Consider the following 16,535-nt stretch of genomic DNA (forward strand, 5'->3'; position numbering starts at 1 on the left):
GTGGACAGGGCCACGATGACGTCGGATGCCGATGCGGGGCCCTGGGTGAAGGTGATCAGGTCGTCGCGGCCGTCGCCGTTGACGTCACCGAGCGCCGGGTACTCCCCCGCGATCGAGAAGAACTCGTGCCACTTCACCCCCGGACCGAACGACGACCCGGTGGACAACGCCACGTACACATCCGCCGCCGCGTCATGGGTGAACGTCACGATGTCGTCCCGGCCGTCCCCGTTCACGTCACCCACGGCGGCGATCTCCGCGCCCGGCGCGAACCAGTCGTGCCACTTCTGGCCGCCGGTGAAGGATGTGCCGGTGGACAGCGCCACGTACACGTCGCCCGTGTTGCTGTGCGCGAAGGTGACGATGTCGTCGCGGCCGTCGCCGTTGACGTCACCGGTCGACGCGGTCTCGCCGCCGATGGAGAAGAAGTCGTTCCATTTGACGGAGGTGCCCGCGAAGCCGGTGCCGGTGGAGGTGCTCACGTAGACGTCGGCGAGGGAGTTCTGGGTGAAGGCGAGGACGTCGTCGCGGCCGTCACCGTTGACGTCGGTCGACGAACCGCCGGCCATGCCGTGGGTCCGGGCCGCCTGGTTGAGCAGCGTCCGCGCGGTCGCCGCCGCCTGGTCGTACCGGTCGGGGAAGCCGGAGCGCTGCACGCACTGGGCCACCTGGCCGGCGCTGTAGCCGGGGTTGTTGCGGTCGCAGACGATGGCCCGGGTGACGTACTGCGTGGTGGCGTAGACCGGGTCCATGATCTGCTCCGGGGTGCCCCAGCCGTAGTCCCAGCGCTGCTGGAAGACGCCCAGGGATGATTTGTCGCCGCAGGGCAGGTTGTTCAGGTGGGACTCGACCCAGCCGGCCTCGAAGGTGGAGAGCATGACCTTGTCGTTCGCGTCGTGGGCGCGGGCCACCCGGTAGACGATCAGGGTGACGGCGGGGTCGTGGGTGGCGGGCACGGACGGGCAGGCCAGTGTGCCGATCGGCGCGGCGGTCGCCGGCGCGCCGGCCCAGACGGCCGCGATCGTCACGCAGAGGGCGACCAGCATCGCCAGCGGTCTTGGTCTCACGGTGCTCCTCGGGGCGGACGGGCGCGACACGGGCGCGGGTGAGAAATCGATTGCTGACGAGTGTTGTAGTCATCAGGATCGATGTCAATGCGTTCCGGAAGGAATTTGCCGCCCGATCGGCCGCCGCCGGTAGGAATCTTCTGAACCGCGGCGGACCCGGCAGCGTCCCGGTGGTCGGGACGGTCCCGGCGGGGCGGCGGCCCGACCGGAAATCGATTACTTGCCCGGGATAGGATTCCGGCGGTCCCCGGGGGCGGCGGCCCCGACCGTGGGTCGTGTTCCGCACCGGAGACCGTGTGAGCCGGGCCGGGCCAGCCCTGTGCGACGAACGATGGGGGCGGGATGACGACCATCTACGACGTGGCGCGGAAGGCGGGGGTGTCGCCGGCGACCGTCTCCCGGGTCCTGAACGGACGCGCCTCGGTCGACCCGGAGATGGCCGCCCGGGTACGGCAGGCGACGGTCGACCTGGACTACCGGCCCAACGCCGTCGCCCGCAGCCTGCGCCGCAGCCGGACCAGCCTGTGGGCGGTGATCATCTCCGACATCGGCAACCCCTTCTTCACCTCGATGGTGCGCGGCGTCGAGGACGTCGCGCAGGAGGCGGGATTCTCCGTCGTCCTGTGCAACGGGGACGAGAATCCGGAGAAGGAGGCGCGCTACGTGGCCGCCGCCCTCGCCGAGCGGATGGCCGGCGTGATCATCTCCTCGTCGGGCCGGCCGGCGCTGATCAACCGCCTGGTCCAGGCGGGCATCCCGGTCGTGGCCATCGACCGGCAGCCGCGCGGCATCGCCGTGGACACCGTGCTGGTCGACAACACCCACGGCGCCGAGCTGGCGACGACCCACCTGATCGACAACGGGTACCGCCGCATCGCCTGCATCACCGGCCCCCGCCGGATCTCCACCGCCATGCACCGGCTGCGCGGCTACCAGAAGGCGCTGAAGGCCAGCGGGAAACCGGCGCCCGACGAGCTGATCCGGTACGCCGACTTCCGCGAGGAGGGCGGCTACCGGGCGATGGCGTCGCTGCTGGCGACGGAGGAGCCGCCGGACGCGGTGTTCGCGACCAACAACCTGATGACCGTGGGCGCGGTCGAGTGCCTGGTCGACAGCGGTATCGGCGTGCCGGACCGGTGCGGCATCGTCGGCTTCGACGACATCCCGTGGGCCCACCTGGTCCGGCCGTCGCTGAGCACCGTCACGCAGCCCACGTACGACCTCGGGCGGAGCGCCGCCGCGCTGCTCGTCGAGCGCATCGCCGATCCGGCGAAGGCGCCCTCGACCGTGGTGCTCCGCACCGAGCTGCGGGTACGGGAGAGCTCCACCCCGTCCAGCGGGCGGACCGGCGCGGCGGCCGGCCGGGCGCACCGGCGCCGACCGGCCGGCCGGGCCGGCTCACACCTCGACCGCGCCGCAGAGGTGGACCCGTACGCCGAGGGCGGCGAAGAACGCGGCCTTCACCCGTAGCGCCCGGTCGGCGGTGGGCGCGTCCGGCGCGTAGACCACGTTGACGTGGTTGGCCTTGTGCCGGGCCATCAACTGATCGCGGCCCACGCCGTGCAGCACCGCGTGCATGATCGGCCACTGCGGCGTGGTGGCCTCGAGGCGTCGCCGGGTCTCCGCCTCCGGCAGCTCGACCACGGTGCCCCGGCCGAGGTCCACGTGCAGGACCCCGGCCATGATGAAGACCCGCGACCACACGATCTCCCCCGGCTTGGACACCCCGCTCAGAGTGCCGCCGCCGAGCGGGAAGTACATCGGCGGCTGACGCATGCTGTACGAGCGGTGGTAGCCGCCGTGGTGCGACGCCGGCACCGAGCCGGAGATCTCGAAGACCCAGACGAAGTCGTCGCCGTACCGCTCGCCCCACCGGATGTCGTGCAGGGTGGTGGCCGGGTCCAGGCCCATCGCGGTCCAGATCCGGTTGGTGCTCAGCGAGTCGACGGCGACGCCCTCGTCGACCTCGTTGAAGTGCGGCAACGCCGCCCCCGGGTACAGCTCCCGGGAACCGTCGCGGCTGGTTACCGGGGGACGCAGCACGTTGTTCAGCAGCCCCTCGGCCAGATCGCTGGCCGGCACGGTGTCCTTCAGGCCCTGCTGGTACTGGATGCCCACCGCGTCCAGGCCGAAGTCGTCGGCGATGCGCAGCGCGGCGATGTACATCCTGCACTGGCTGAGCAGCTGCGCCTCGGTCAGTTCGGTGGCCTCGTCGGTGCCGGTGTGGAACGTCATGCCGGCCGCGTCGAGCCAGGCGCGCACCGCCCGCGCCTCCGCGTCCGGCACCCGGGCCATCTCGGCCACCAGCGCGCTCTGCGAGAGCCGCTCCTTGAAGATGCCGAGCGGGTTGAGCAGCTCGTCGTCGATGATGGCGTTGTACATGCCCATGCAGCCCTCGTCGAAGACGCCGATGATGGCCCGCTCGGTGACCAGTTGCCGGGCCAGCGCCTCCCCCAGTTCGACCTCCGGGTCGGGCGGCAGCGCGGGCAGGTCGCGCACGTGGCTCTCGTCGTGCACCAGCTCGCCGGTCTCCAGCCACTGCTTCAGGCCGTCGCGCGCCCACTCGTCGGTGAAGTCCTCGCTCCACAGCGTGGCGTACCGCACGCCCGCCTTGGTGAGGCTGCCGGCGAGGTTGAGCAGGCCGACCAGGCCCGGATACTGCCCGCTCCAGTTCGCCACCAGCAGGATCGGCCCGCGGTGGGCGCGCAGGCCGGCCAGCACGTGGTGGCTGTACTGCCAGACCGCCTCGACCACGATGAGCGGGGCGTCCGCCGGGATGGTCTTGAATACCTCGATCCCGGCCCGCTGGCTGTCGATGAAGCCGTGGCCGGCGACCGGGTCGACGTCGTGGCCCCGGCGGGACCGCCAGCCGAGCGCCGTGAGCGCGGCGGCGAGGTCGGCCTCCAGCTGCCGCTGGGTCGGCCAGCAGGTGACGTTGGCGCTCAACCGCAGGTCGCCGCTGGCCACCGTGTAGACGGTGCGGGGCGGGGCGGCCGGCGGCTCGGTCAGCACGGGCAGGGTGTAACGGGTCACGGGGCGGCTCCCTCGGCGGTCGGGTGTCGGGTGGCTCGGGCTTCGGTCAACAGGCGTTCCTGCCGGGCGGCCAGGGCATGGGTGACCGTCCGGGAGCCGGCGTACAGCTCGCGGTAGAGCCGGTAGAGCTCGTCGTAGTCGGCGGCGACCTCGGGTCGCGGCCGCCGGACCGCGGTGATCGGGTTCCACTCCTCGATCGAGACGTCCTGCCCGGTCCGGGCGGCCAGGAAGGCCGCGCCGTAGCTGGCGCCGATGGTCTGGGCCGGGATCTGCTGGGCCCGCCCGGTGACGTCCGAGACGATCTGCGTCCAGAGCCGGCCCTGGGTGCCGCCGCCGACGGCGACGATCCGGCGGATGTCGCCGCCGGCCGCCTCGATCGTCTCGAGGTTGTGGCGCACCGCCAGCGCGGTCGCCTCCAGTGCGGCCCGGTAGAGGTCACCGGGGCCGTGGGCGAGCGTGAGGCCGGCCACCAGGCCGCGGGCGTCCGGGTCCAGGACGGGGGTCCGCTCCCCGGCGAAGTACGGCATCATGAGCAACCCGCGGGCGCCGGGACCGGAGCGTTCGGCGAGCTGGAGCAGGTCGGCGTAGTCGGGGCCGCCGAGCAGGTCGCGGAGCCAGCCGGTGATCGCGCCGGCGGTCGCCAGGCCGCCGGCCAGGTTGCGGGTGCCGGGCAGGGCGCCGACCGTGCCCCAGAGGGACGGGCTGGTCAGCCGGTGCGGGACGGTGTGCACCAGGAACATGGTGCTGCCGTACATCAGCATCAGGTCGCCCACCCGCTGGGCGCCGACGCTGATCGCCTCCGACCAGGCGTCGATCGTGCCGGCCACCACCGGGATGCCGGCCGGCAGTCCGGTGGCGGCGGCGGCCCCGGCCGTCACCGCGCCCGCCACGTCGCCCGGCCAGCACAGCGGTGGCAGCGCCAGCCGGGGGGCGACCGGGTCCACCCACGGCCGGTACCAGTCCTGGGCGTCGGTGTCGTAGAACGGCGTGCACTGGCTGGCCGAGTGCTGGTCGAGCAGGTACCGGCCGGTGAGCTGGTAGGCCAGCCACGAGCTGGGCATGAAGAGCCGGCGGGCCCGGGCGAACAGGTCCGGCTCCTCGTCCGCGACCCAGGCGATCTTCGGCCCGGCCGCCTGGCTGGACAGCGCCGAACCGCACCGCCGCAGGATCTCCTCGGTGCCGAACCGCTCGTTCATGACGGCGATCTGGGCGCCGGCCCGGGTGTCGACGCCGTACAGGATGGCCGGGCGCAGCGGCGTGCCGGCGGCGTCGGTGAGCAGCACGCAGGGGCCCATGCCGCTGACGCCGACCGCGAGCACCCGCACCCCACCGGGGGCCAGCAGGTCCCGGGTGAGGGCGACGAACTCCTGCCACCAGAGTCGCCCGTCCATCTCGACCCGGCCGGGCCGTGGCCGGTCCACCCGGTGGGCCACGGTCCGCGAGCGGACCAGCCGCCCGTCGAGGTCGACGAGGACGCCCTTGCTGCTGGAGGTGCCGATGTCCACGCCGAGCACCACCGGTGTCGGCCGGCCGCCGGCCCGCTCCGGCACCGGATCGCCGCCCATGCCCGCTCCCCCGACCGCCGCCCGCGCTCAGGCGCCGCCGAGCTTCGCGTACGCCTCGGCCGCGTTCTCCCGGGTGATCCGCATGGTGCCCAGCGTGGTGCTGCGCGGGATGTCCCGGCTGCAGTCGACGAGGATCTTCCGGGCCAGGTCGATCGCCTCCCGGCCGCCGGTGGCGTACTGGAAGGTCGCGGCGAGCCGGCCCTGCTGCACGGCCCTGATGCCGCCGGAGGGCACCGGAAGCGCGTCGATGCCGGTGAACTTGATCTTCTTTTCCATCCCGGCCGCCTTCGCCGCGAGGTAGGCGCCCTCGGCCATCGGGTCGTTGTGCGCGTAGATGGCGGACACGTCCGGGTGCGCCTTGAGCAGCGCGTCGGCCACCGACTGCCCCTTCTCCCGCAGCCAGTCTCCCGGCTGCGAGGCAACGATCTCGATCTTCGGGTTGCCGGCGATGCCCTCCCGGAAGCCCTGCGCCCGCTCGGCGGCGGGCGTCGAGCCCGGCAGCCCGGCGATCTCGATGACCTTGCCGCCGGCGGGCAGCAGCGTCGAGGCGTAGAACTCGCCGGCCGCCTTGCCGATCGCGACGTTGTCGCCGCCGATGAACGCCGTGTACGCCTCACCCTCGACCTTGCGGTCCAGCACGATGACCGGAACCCCCTGGTCGTACGCCTTCTTCACCACCGCGGTCAGCGGCTTGGCCTCGTTGGGCGAGATGATCAGCAGGTTGATCCGCTGGGTGAGGAAGTTCTCCACGTCGGCGACCTGCTTGCTGTTGTCCTGCGCGGCGTCGGAGACCACCACCCGGAAGCCGGGCACCGACCGCGCCGCCGTCTCCACGTCGTTGTTCATCACCTGCCGGTACGGCTCGGCGTTGTTGGCCTGCGACATGCCGATCAGGAAGTTCTTGCCGCTGCCGCAGGAGCGGGCGGCGCCGGCGTCGGCCTGGTCGGACGGCTTCTCCACGCTGCATCCGGTGGCGGTCACCACCGCGCCGGTGACGAGCAACGCGAGCAGGGCGGTACGGGTACGCATATCGGGCTCCTCGGGGGTCGGTTCGATCAGGCGATGCCGCGGCGCAGCTTCTGCAGGGCGGCGGCGGCCACGATCACCAGTCCTTTGATCAGCAGTTGGACGTTGGCGTCGATGTTGTTGAGCGCGAGGATGTTGTTGAGGATGCCGAGCAGCAGCGCGCCGGCGAGGGTGCCACCCATCGATCCGGAGCCGCCGGCCAGGCTGGTCCCCCCGATCACCACCGCGGCGATCGCGTCCAGCTCGTAGCCGGCGCCGTCGTTCGGGCTGCCCTGGTTGAGCTGTCCCGCGTGGACGACCCCGGCGACCGCCGCCAGCAGGCCGGCGACGGCGAAGACGGCGACCTTGACCCGGGTGACCGGAACACCCGAGAGGCGGGCCGCCTTCTCGTTGCCACCGATCGCGTAGACGTGCCGGGCGAACGCGGTGGTCCGCAGCACGGCGATGGCGGCCACGCCGATGGCGATGAAGAGCACCGCCGGCACGGGGAGGACCCCGTTGATGGAACCGTTGAGCAGTTCGAAGGCGGGCGGGGCCTGCTGGGGCCCGTCGCCGTAGGCGATGGGGATGCCGAGTCCGCCCGACCAGATGCGCGCCAGTCCCCGGGCGACCTGGAGTCCGGCCAGCGTGACGATGAACGACTGGATGCCGAGGCGGGCGACGGCGTACCCCTGCACGGCGCCGAAGAGCCCGCCGATCACGAGGACCGCGGCGACGGCGGGCAGGATGCCGAGGCCGGAGTCGACCATGAGCGTCGCGGTGCCCACCGCCGACAGGCCGAGGATGGCGCCGACCGACAGGTCGATGCCGCCCAGCAGGATGACGAAGGTCATGCCGACCGCGATGATGCCGATCTCCGACACCGCGCGGACGATGTTGCCCAGGTTGCCGGCGCTCAGGAAGAGGATCTCGCCGTCGCGGCGGGGCGAGGCGAGGATGGCGACGGCGAACACCACCGGCAGCGCGAAGAGGCTCTGCGCGGCGAACAGGCGGTCGGCGAGTTCGCGGCGGCTGCGCGGCCGGCGCAGCCAGCGGGCCGCGGTCGCGCGCAGCCCGACCGTGCCGGCGGCGGGCGGGACCGCGGTCACGGCGGGCTCCGGCGGCGGCACCCGGGTGTCGGTCATCAGGCGTCCCTTCCGGCGGCCGGGCCGCCCATCGCCGCGGCGAGAATGTCGGCGCCGGTGCAGCCGGTGGTGGGCAGGTCGGCCACGGCACGGCCGCCGCGCAGCACGACGATCCGGTCGCAGACCCCGATCAGCTCGGGCAGTTCGGAGGAGGCGAGCAGGATGCCCATGCCCCCGTCGGCGAGCCGGCGCAGCAGCCGGTAGATCTCGGCCTTGGCGCCGATGTCGACGCCGCGGGTCGGCTCGTCCAGGAGCAGCAGCCGCGGGCCGGCGAGCAACTGCCGCGCGAAGATCACTTTTTGCTGGTTGCCGCCGGACAGGGCGCCGACCGGCGCCGCCGCGGAGGGCGTCTTGATGGCCAGTTCGGCGATCTTCTGCCGGACCGCCGAGCGCTCCCGGCGGCGGCGGACGAACCCGGCCGTGGTGACCGTGCCCAGGGCGGCCAGCACGATGCTGCGCCCGACCGGATGCTCGAGCACCAGAGCGGAGCGCCGGCGGTCCTCGGGCACGAAGCCGACGCCGGCCCGCAGCGCCGCGCGCGGGTGGCGCGGCGCGTACGGGCGGCCGGCCAGCCGGACGGTGCCGGTGCGCCGGCCGGGCGGCCCGGCGCCGTAGAGCGTCTCCAGCAGTTCCGTGCGCCCGGCGCCCATCAGGCCGGCCAGGCCGACGATCTCGCCGGCGCGCACGGTGAGGTTGACCCCGGCCGGCTCCGAGCGGCCGGGCCGGGCGGCCTTCGGCCGCACGGTGAGGTCGGTGATCTCCAGCAAGGGCTGGCCGGCGTGCCCGCCCGCGCTGCCCGGGGGATGGTGCGCGGCGTCGTCGGTGGACGCCGCCGCGGCCTCCGGCGCGAAGAGCGAGCCGACCGGCCGGCCCACCATCAGGGCGATGATCTGTCGGCGGTCCAGCTGCCCCGACCGCACGACGCCGGCCACCCGGCCGTTGCGCAGCACCGTCACCCGGTCCGCGACGACCTCGATCTCCTCCATCCGGTGCGAGATGTAGACCACCGCGACCCCGCGCCCGCGCAGGCCGTCGATGGTGTGGAAGAGCCGCCGCACCTCCACGTCGGCGAGGGCGGCGGTCGGCTCGTCCATGATGAGCACGCGGGCGTCGAGCGCGAGGGCCTTCGCGATCTCGACCAGCTGCTGCTCCCCCACCCGCAGCGAACCGACCGGCCGGCGCGGGTCGAGGTCGGCGCCGAGCTGGTCCAGCTGCTCCCGGGCGGTACGCAGCATGGCCCGCCGGTCGACGGTCCGCAGGCGGGTGCGGGGCTCGCGGCCCAGCACCAGGTTCTCGGCCACCGACAGCGCCGGCACCAGGTCGAGTTCCTGGTGGATGGTGGCGATGCCGGCCGCCTGCGCGGCGGCCGGTCCGGTGAAGCGGACCGGCCGGCCGTCGACCGCGACCGCACCGTCGTAGTCGGTGATCACGCCGGAGAGGATGTTGATCAGGGTGGACTTCCCGGCGCCGTTCTCGCCGAGGAGCGCGTGCACCTCGCCCGACCGGAGCGCGACGTCGACGCCGTCGAGGGCCAGCACGCCGCCGAACCGCTTGGCGATGCCGGTCATGCCGACCACCAGCCGGTCCTCCATGCCCGCCTCCCCCGGTCCGCTGGGAAATCGATTTCTTGGTGCCGAAAAATTAGATGCTTTTCGATCTCCTGTCAACCGTCGCGGGCTCAGGGCACCGCGTTGATCGCGGTGTAGGCGGTGTCGGCGAAGGCGACGTCCCGGCGCGCCCCGCTCGCCGTGAACCGCCAGGTGCCGCCGGGATACTGCCCGGGCGCCCAGGACGTGCCACCCGAGCGCCACAACGGCTGCCAGGCCGCCATCCCGTGGCCGGCGTCGTACCAGGTGTTGTCGCCGCGCCAGGCCGACGCCCACCGGTGCACGGCCACCACCGAGAGCCCGTCGCCGGTGGCCATGGTCCAGCGCGGCATGCCGGCCACGTCACCGGTGGGCCGGGCCTCCACCGCCGGGTCCCCGACCGCCGGCAGGGCGCCGTCCACGTTGAACGCCACCTCCCAGACCGCCGCCGTCGGCCGGTTGTTGACCGACCAGGTGACGTCGCTCTGCAGGGCCGGACCGGTCCACCGGGGCGCCACCGTCAGCAGCCAGTCGGCGGTGACCGGTTCGTCCCCGAACGGGATGCCGACCAGGTTGATCCGGGAGCCGTCGGCCGACACGTCGACCCGCGCCGGTGCGCCGGCCCGGTCCGTCACGTCGAAGCCCCCGACCGCCAGGTACGGGCCGGTGCCGCGGTGCGACGAGTCGAGCGCCGGCCGGTAGTTGCCGGCCCCCGCCGGATCCACCGCCAGCGCGGCGATCCGGGCGTTCGGCCAGGTGCGGACGTCCGCCCGGAGGAACCCGGTACTCACCGTGTAGCCGCGGGCCACCACCCCGGTCGACCAGGTCAACGGGGCCAGCCACAGCCCACCCTGCCCCCAGCCGGCATGGCTGAGGTACCAGTTCGGGCCGTCCACGACCACCTCGGCGGCGTGCGCGTCCAGCACCGTCACCCGCTCCGCGCCGTCGAAGCGCAGCGGGTCACGGCTGCGGTAGACCGCCGTCCGCCGGTACGCGGCACCGTAGTCGGTGCCGTCACAGCAGACGAAGAGGTACCACCACTCCCCCCGGCGCACCACGAACGGCGATTCCGTCTGCCCGCCCGCCTGCCCGGTGTACGGCGACGAGTAGGCGATCCCCCGGGCGCTCCAGGCCCGCAGGTCGGTGCTGGTCCGGTACGCCACGACATGGTTGCCGCCGGTCGGGCTCGAGGTCGCCGTGTAGTACATGACCCAGCGGTCGCCGACCCTGGTCACCATGGGATCCCGGGCCTCCCACCCGTCGACGAAGAGCGGGTTGGCGGCGCTGCGGGTCCAGGTGAAGAGGTCCGTCGAGGTGGCCAGGTGCATCCGGTAGTGCGCGTAGTCCGGGCTCCCGGCCGCGTAGAACATGTAGTAGACGCCGTTGTCGTAGACCACGTGCGGGGCCCAGATCCACTGCTCGCCCCGGCCGGGGTCGGCGACCAGCGCGGTGGGCTGCCTGGTCCACGGCCCGGTCGGCGTCGGCGCCGTCGCGTGCCCGAAGGACCGCTCGTCCTGCGGCGCGCCGGGCTCGGCGTGGGTGATGGCGAAGGCGTGCCAGACCCCGGTCTGCTGGTTCCGCACGATGGTGTGGTCGTTGTAGTACCAGCTCGTCGACTCGCCCGCGCCCGGATCGTAGACGCGGGTCAGCGCGCCCCGCGCCGGCGTCTCGCCGACCGACTCGTACGGCGTCGTGGTGACCGCCGCCAGCGGGCCCACCCGGCGCAGGGTCACCGTGTCCAGACCGGCGAAGAAGCCGACCGAGGACCCGGCCCGGCCGGTCACCGCCACGGTCAGCCGGTGGTTGCCGACGGTCAGCGACGCCGAGCCCAGCGGCACCGCGCCGGTACGCTGCACGCTACCCGCGTAGCCGTCGAAGAGCTGGCCGACCGCCACCCCGTCGACGGCGAACCGCAGCGTGCCGTAGTCACCGGCCCGGGTGAGCACCGCACCCAGGTCGTACTGGCCGGCCGGCACCGACGGCAGCGTGACGGTCAGCGCGTCCCCGGCCCGGCCGGCGCGGAACCAGAGTTGCCGCCCGCCCGACCAGCTCACCCCGCAGCAGTTGGCCTGCGCCTCGACGGGTGCGGTGGCCGAGACGACCGGCAGCGACTCGGCCTCGACCCGGACCGGCTCGTCGGCGGCGGCGGCCGGGCCCGCCGGGACGGCCACCAGCGCCGCGCCGAGCAGGAGCACCGCGAACATCCGGTGGGCGCGCATCACGACACGCTCGGGCGGGGCAGGTCGCTGCCGGGCGCGAACTGGTCGTGCCACCGGTCGGCCGCCGGGCCGAACCGACCACCGTCGGACAGTGCGACGTACACGTCAGCCTCCGTTCCCCGGGTGAACGACACCACGTCCGCCCGCCCGTCGCCGTTGAAGTCCCCCATCCCGGGCAGGGCGTCCCCGAGGGCGAACGCGTCGTGCCACTTCCAGGCGTTCTGCACGAAGCGGCTGCCGTCGGAGAGCGACACGAACACGTCGCCCGCCAGCCCCCGGGTGAACGTCACGATGTCGTCGCGCCCGTCGCCGTCCACGTCGCCCAACGCCGGCAGCTCCGCGCCCACCGCGAAGCTGTCGTGCCACTTCCAGCCGTCCTCGATGAATCGGTTGCCGTCGGAGAGCGACACGAACACGTCGCCCGCCGCCCCCCGGGTGAACGTCACGATGTCGTCGCGGCCGTCCCCGTCCACGTCGCCCACCGCCGGGAACTCGTCCCCCACCGCGAAGTGGTCGTGCCACTTGACGCCGGGGCCGAACCCGGAGCCGGTGGAGAGCGCCACGTAGACGTCGGCGGTCGCGCCGCGGGTGAAGGTGATGATGTCGGCCCGGCCGTCGCCGTCGACGTCGCCGACCGCCGGGATCTCGGTGCCGACGGCGAAGAAGTCGTGCCACTTCACCCCGGCCGCGAAGCCGGAGCCGGTGGAGAGCCCGACGTAGACGTCGGCGCTGTCGCCGCGGGTGAAGGTGATGATGTCGGCCCGGCCGTCGCCGTTGACGTCGCCGGTGAGCGGGATCTCCGCGTCCACCGCGAAGAAGTCGTTCCAGGGCTGGCTGTCCGGCCCGAACCGGGCGCCGTCGGAGAGCGCGGTGAACACGTCGGCGGCGGGGCCGCGGGTGAAGTCGACCGCGTCGTCCCGGCGGTCGCCGTTGGCGTCGCTGGTGTTGCGGGTCCGCGTGGTGGCCGACACCTCGGCCGACGCGGCCGCGGCGTTGCCCGCCGCGTCGACCGCCACCACCCGGTAGTAGCGGGTCTGACCGGCCGGCAGCGGGCCGTGCCGGAACCCGGTGGCGCGGGTGGTGCCGATCAGGTTGGCGGCGGTGATCGCCACGCCCGGCGTCCGGGACGAGTAGATCCGGTAGCCGACCACGCCCGTGTCGTCGGAGGACGGGGACCAGCTCAGCGCGAGGGCGTGCACCCGCCCTCCGGCCAGGGTCGGTGCGGCCACCGGGGTGGGCGCGCTGGTGTCGGTGAACGGTGGCACCATGCTGTCGGCCAGGTACCGCGCGGCGGTCCAGGCCGGGGCGTCCGGCGCCGGGGTGAGCCGCACGGTGACCGTCGAGCGGCCCGCCGTCAGCGCCGCGGGCAGGACGAAGTCGTCGGCCAGCCAGCGCTGCCGGTCGTTGCCCAGCGGCTGCAACCACACCCCGGCCGGCGTGCCGTCCACCGCGACGGCCGCCTGCTGGTAGCCGCTGCGCTGGTCGCTCTGGCGGCGCAGCCGTACGCCCTGGTTCGCCGGATCGATCGCCAGCCGGAAGCTGATCGCGGCGCTGCCGGCCCGGACCTGCTCGGTCTGCACGACGGCGTCGTCGTCCCCCTCGAAGCTCGCGGTGAGCGCGGCCTGGCTGGCCGAGTCGGTGTAGCCGTGGGCCGACCGGCTGGCCGCGTCACCGGTGACGACCGTGTCGGTCCGCCGGATGGCCGCGGTGCGCTGGGTGTAGAGGAAGGCGGTCGAGCCGTACTGCGCCGGCATGTCGTTGGCCGGCCCGTGCTCGATGCCGAACCGCAGCGCGGTGCCGTAGGCCACCGCGTCCCCGATCATCAGCCGGTACGCGGCGTCGCACTCGTCGACGCAGCCGCCGACCCGGAACAGGTGTGCGGTGTTGCCGGTGAAGACCCCGCTGTACTCGCCGCGGTTGAAATACCACCCGGACTCGTAGAAGTCCTCGGTGCCGGTGCCGTGCAGCTGCGGCGTCGGCGATCCGTCGACGTACACCCGCTCGTCGCCCTCGAGGTAGTTGCGGGTGTTTCCGCCGGTGATGTGGCCGCGCATGGTCTGCGAGACGCCCACGAACCGGCCCCGGCCGGCCTGGTCCGCGATGATCCAGTCGGCCCCGCCGACGGTCTCGGCGCGGCGGGACTGGGTGCTGAAGTAGCCGTCGGTCCCGCTGGCGGCCAGTCGCTGGGTCCACTCGGTGCCCGGTGCCGACGTCACCTCCGCCTGGACGCCGCTGACCGTGGTGCCGGTCGTGTTCACCAGCGACAGCGTCGCGGTGGACCGGAACGGCATCGGCCACCAGGCGCTGTACCAGCCGCCGGGCGCGGCGTCCATGGCGAACATCAGCGAGCGGACCGCGCGTTCCCCGAGGCCGCCGCCGAAGAACTCGCCGACCGGGCTGTCCACGGTGGTCCGCCCGTCGAAGGTCATCCGCAGCCGCAGGCCGGTGAGGGTCGGCTCGGTGGCCACCGCGTCGGGCACCCGCAGCCGCAGCTGGGTGACCGCCCGGGGCCCGGTCAGGGCGGCGAGGGACGCCTGGCCCTGCGCGGGCACCGTGACGCTGGTCCGGGCGGTGGTCGCGCCGGGCTGCGCCGGCTTGGGGTCGCGGGTGCCGGCCGCCCGCAGGACGGCGAGGACGTCGGTGGCCTGGTCGGCGGGGTCGAACCGGGACACCCCGACCGGGTCGGCGAAGGTGCGGTAGGTGACGTGGTAGAAGAGCGGGTTGTACTGGGTGGTGATCCGCATGGAGTCGCGGTAGGGCATCGGCACCTTGATGGTGACGCCGCCGGAGGTCTGGTTGGCGTTGCTCACCAGCGGGAAGGTGAACGGGCTGCCGAGCCGGCCGTCGACCAGGTCCTGCAGGTTGGCGTCGATCACCGTGACGCCGTCGAGTTCGATCCGGATCCAGCCGGTGGCGCTGACGTCGCCGTTGTCCCGGGTGAACCAGATCGACTGCACCTCGCCCGCGCCGCGGGCCTCGGCGATCACGCAGCCGCCGAGTTGGCGCAGGCAGGAGTAGGTGCCGCCGAAGCCGTCGTCGTTGGAGCCGTCCCGGCCGAAGCTTGAGAACTGCCGGGTCCGGCTGCCCGCGGCCAGCTCCGGCAGCCGGTCGAGCCGGCGGTAGGCGTCCCAGCCGACCGGGCCCTTCTCGTCGGCGGCCGCGAGGGTGGGAGCCGCGCTGGCGGGCGCGGCGGAGGCGGTCACCGCCGCGGGTGCGGTCACGGCCAGCAGCGCCACGGCGGCGGCACCCAGCCAGCGGGGGATGCGGAGCCTCATCGGTGTCCCTTCCGAGCGGCCGTCGGAGCGGTGAGAAATCGATTGCTGGGGAGTTAACTGCGCCGTTCTCACGCTTGTCAATACCTTCCAGCGCGCTTTCCGCCAATGGGCAAATTTCTTCACCTCGAGGGCCCGACGGAGCGACCGTCCGAGCGGGACGGAGCCGGCCCGCACCGGTGCCCGACCCCGGCCGCCGGCCATTTCCACCTGCCCTGACCAGCGAAAACAATGGCCGAAGGATAGCTTCAGCCGGGCCGATCACGCCGACAGGTATTGACAGACTCCGAAGTGCGCGGTTTCACTTCTCCCCAACGGCACCTGCCGAGCGAGCCGTCACCCGGGGCGCGAGGTCGCCCGGTCGCCTGCCGTACCGCCGCCGCAGCCTCCCCACCCGGCGCGACCTGCCACGCCCGCCGGTCGGGCGGCACCGGGCTGTCCCCGGCGTGCCCATCGCACCGCTCAACCCCGATCCAGGCATCTCCCGACAGGAGTGACTCCATGTCCCGGCTCCCGACAAGCACCGTCGCGCGCGCCCTCGTCGCGCTGCTCACCGTGGCCGCGGCCGTCCTGACCGGAGTGGTGGCCAGGCCCTCGCCCGCGCTCGCCGCGCCGAACTTCAAGGCGCCGTTCCCCTGCGGGCAACGGTGGACCTACGACCACCACAGTGCCGAGGTGCGCCAGGCGCTGGACTTCGTCCGGGCCGACGGCGGGGTCACCAACGGCACCCCGCAGGTGGCCTCGGCCGCCGGTGTCGCCCACCGCTACTCCCAGCCCAGCGGCGCGGGCAACTACATCGCCATCGACCACGGCGGCGGCTGGACCACCTACTACTTCCACCTGAGCGCCTACTCGGTGCCCGACGGCGCCTACGTGCAGCAGGGCCAGCAGATCGGGATCACCGGCAGCACCGGCAACTCCAGCGGCCCGCACCTGCACTACGAGCAGCTCTACAACGGAGTCGGCCAGCCCATCGTGATCAACGGGGTGTCGCTGGCCCCGTACCCCAGCCAGTACAACCAGAAGTTCCTGACCAGCGACAACTGCGGGCCGTCCCGGACCGGCGACGGCTACCTGGCGGGTTCCCCGACGGACTTCACCGGCGACGGCCGCGACGACGTCGTCGCGTTCACCCGGGGCACGCTCAACGACGTCTACGTCGCCTCGTCGACCGGGTCGTCCTTCGCCGGGACGTCGGTCAAGTGGCACGACTTCTTCGGCCTGGACGGCGAGACGCTGCTCTCCGGCGACTTCGACGGCGACGGCCGGGACGACATCGTCACCTTCACCCACGGCTCGCTGGCCGACGTGTACGTGGCGCTGTCCACCGGGACCGGCTTCGGCCCGTCGAGCCGGTGGCACGACTGGTTCGCCCCCGGCGCCGAGGTCCCGGCGGTGGGTGACGTGAACGGCGACGGCCGCGACGACATCGTCACCTTCACCCACGACGCGGCGGCGGATGTGTACGTGGCGCTGTCCACCGGCTCCTCCTTCGCCGGGACAGCCACCAAGTGGCACGAGTACTTCTCCATCGCCGGGGAGTACCCCGCGCTCGGTGACGTCAACGGCGACGGCCGCGACGACCTGATCACCTTCACCCAGGGCCCCGCATCGGCATCCGACGTCATCGTGGCCCTGTCCAC

Annotated in this window: 10 protein-coding genes; 2 read left to right on the forward strand and 8 right to left on the reverse strand. The window is 73.2% G+C overall.

Annotation, left to right across the window (positions count from 1 at the left end; translation table 11 throughout):
- Nucleotides 1-1,067, reverse strand: a 1,067-nt coding sequence (locus ACIBPB_RS33195) for an FG-GAP repeat domain-containing protein (protein ID WP_396843186.1), incomplete at its 3' end; no start/stop codon positions are given.
- Nucleotides 1,068-1,409: 342 nt separating this feature from the next.
- Between ACIBPB_RS33195 and ACIBPB_RS33200 the strand changes: the two genes are divergently transcribed.
- The gene (locus ACIBPB_RS33200) at nucleotides 1,410-2,537 is read left to right on the forward strand and encodes a LacI family DNA-binding transcriptional regulator (RefSeq protein ID WP_396843187.1); all 1,128 of its coding nucleotides are present in this window, start codon (nucleotides 1,410-1,412) and stop codon (nucleotides 2,535-2,537) included.
- On the opposite strand, the gene ACIBPB_RS33205 is transcribed toward ACIBPB_RS33200, so the two are convergent.
- From ACIBPB_RS33205 to ACIBPB_RS33235, 7 genes are all read right to left on the reverse strand, one after another.
- Complete coding sequence (locus tag ACIBPB_RS33205; protein ID WP_396843188.1) at nucleotides 2,466-4,100, reverse strand: fucose isomerase; 1,635 nt, start codon at nucleotides 4,098-4,100, stop codon at nucleotides 2,466-2,468. The two genes, ACIBPB_RS33200 and ACIBPB_RS33205, sit on opposite strands and share 72 nt — an antisense overlap.
- On the reverse strand, nucleotides 4,097-5,665 hold the full coding sequence (locus tag ACIBPB_RS33210) for an FGGY-family carbohydrate kinase (RefSeq protein WP_396843189.1): 1,569 nt from the start codon (nucleotides 5,663-5,665) through the stop codon (nucleotides 4,097-4,099). Before ACIBPB_RS33210 ends, ACIBPB_RS33205 begins: the two co-directional genes overlap by 4 nt.
- Before the next feature lie 27 nt (nucleotides 5,666-5,692).
- Nucleotides 5,693-6,694, reverse strand: a complete 1,002-nt coding sequence (locus ACIBPB_RS33215; protein ID WP_396843190.1) for a substrate-binding domain-containing protein — start codon at nucleotides 6,692-6,694, stop codon at nucleotides 5,693-5,695.
- Nucleotides 6,695-6,720: 26 nt separating this feature from the next.
- On the reverse strand, nucleotides 6,721-7,815 hold the full coding sequence (locus tag ACIBPB_RS33220; RefSeq protein ID WP_396843191.1) for an ABC transporter permease: 1,095 nt from the start codon (nucleotides 7,813-7,815) through the stop codon (nucleotides 6,721-6,723).
- Complete coding sequence (locus ACIBPB_RS33225) at nucleotides 7,815-9,407, reverse strand: sugar ABC transporter ATP-binding protein (RefSeq protein WP_396843192.1); 1,593 nt, start codon at nucleotides 9,405-9,407, stop codon at nucleotides 7,815-7,817. The genes ACIBPB_RS33220 and ACIBPB_RS33225 overlap by 1 nt, the downstream gene beginning before the upstream one ends.
- A gap of 86 nt (nucleotides 9,408-9,493) precedes the next feature.
- The gene (locus ACIBPB_RS33230; protein ID WP_396843193.1) at nucleotides 9,494-11,620 is read right to left on the reverse strand and encodes a family 43 glycosylhydrolase; all 2,127 of its coding nucleotides are present in this window, start codon (nucleotides 11,618-11,620) and stop codon (nucleotides 9,494-9,496) included.
- Nucleotides 11,620-14,895, reverse strand: a complete 3,276-nt coding sequence (locus ACIBPB_RS33235; RefSeq protein ID WP_396843194.1) for a DUF2961 domain-containing protein — start codon at nucleotides 14,893-14,895, stop codon at nucleotides 11,620-11,622. The genes ACIBPB_RS33230 and ACIBPB_RS33235 overlap by 1 nt, the downstream gene beginning before the upstream one ends.
- 498 nt (nucleotides 14,896-15,393) lie before the next feature.
- Between ACIBPB_RS33235 and ACIBPB_RS33240 the strand changes: the two genes are divergently transcribed.
- Nucleotides 15,394-16,535: peptidoglycan DD-metalloendopeptidase family protein (locus tag ACIBPB_RS33240; RefSeq protein WP_396843195.1), on the forward strand; the 1,142-nt coding region annotated here is incomplete at its 3' end.

It is taken from the genome of Micromonospora sp. NPDC049836, from assembly GCF_044465125.1.
Lineage (GTDB): Bacteria > Actinomycetota > Actinomycetes > Mycobacteriales > Micromonosporaceae > Micromonospora.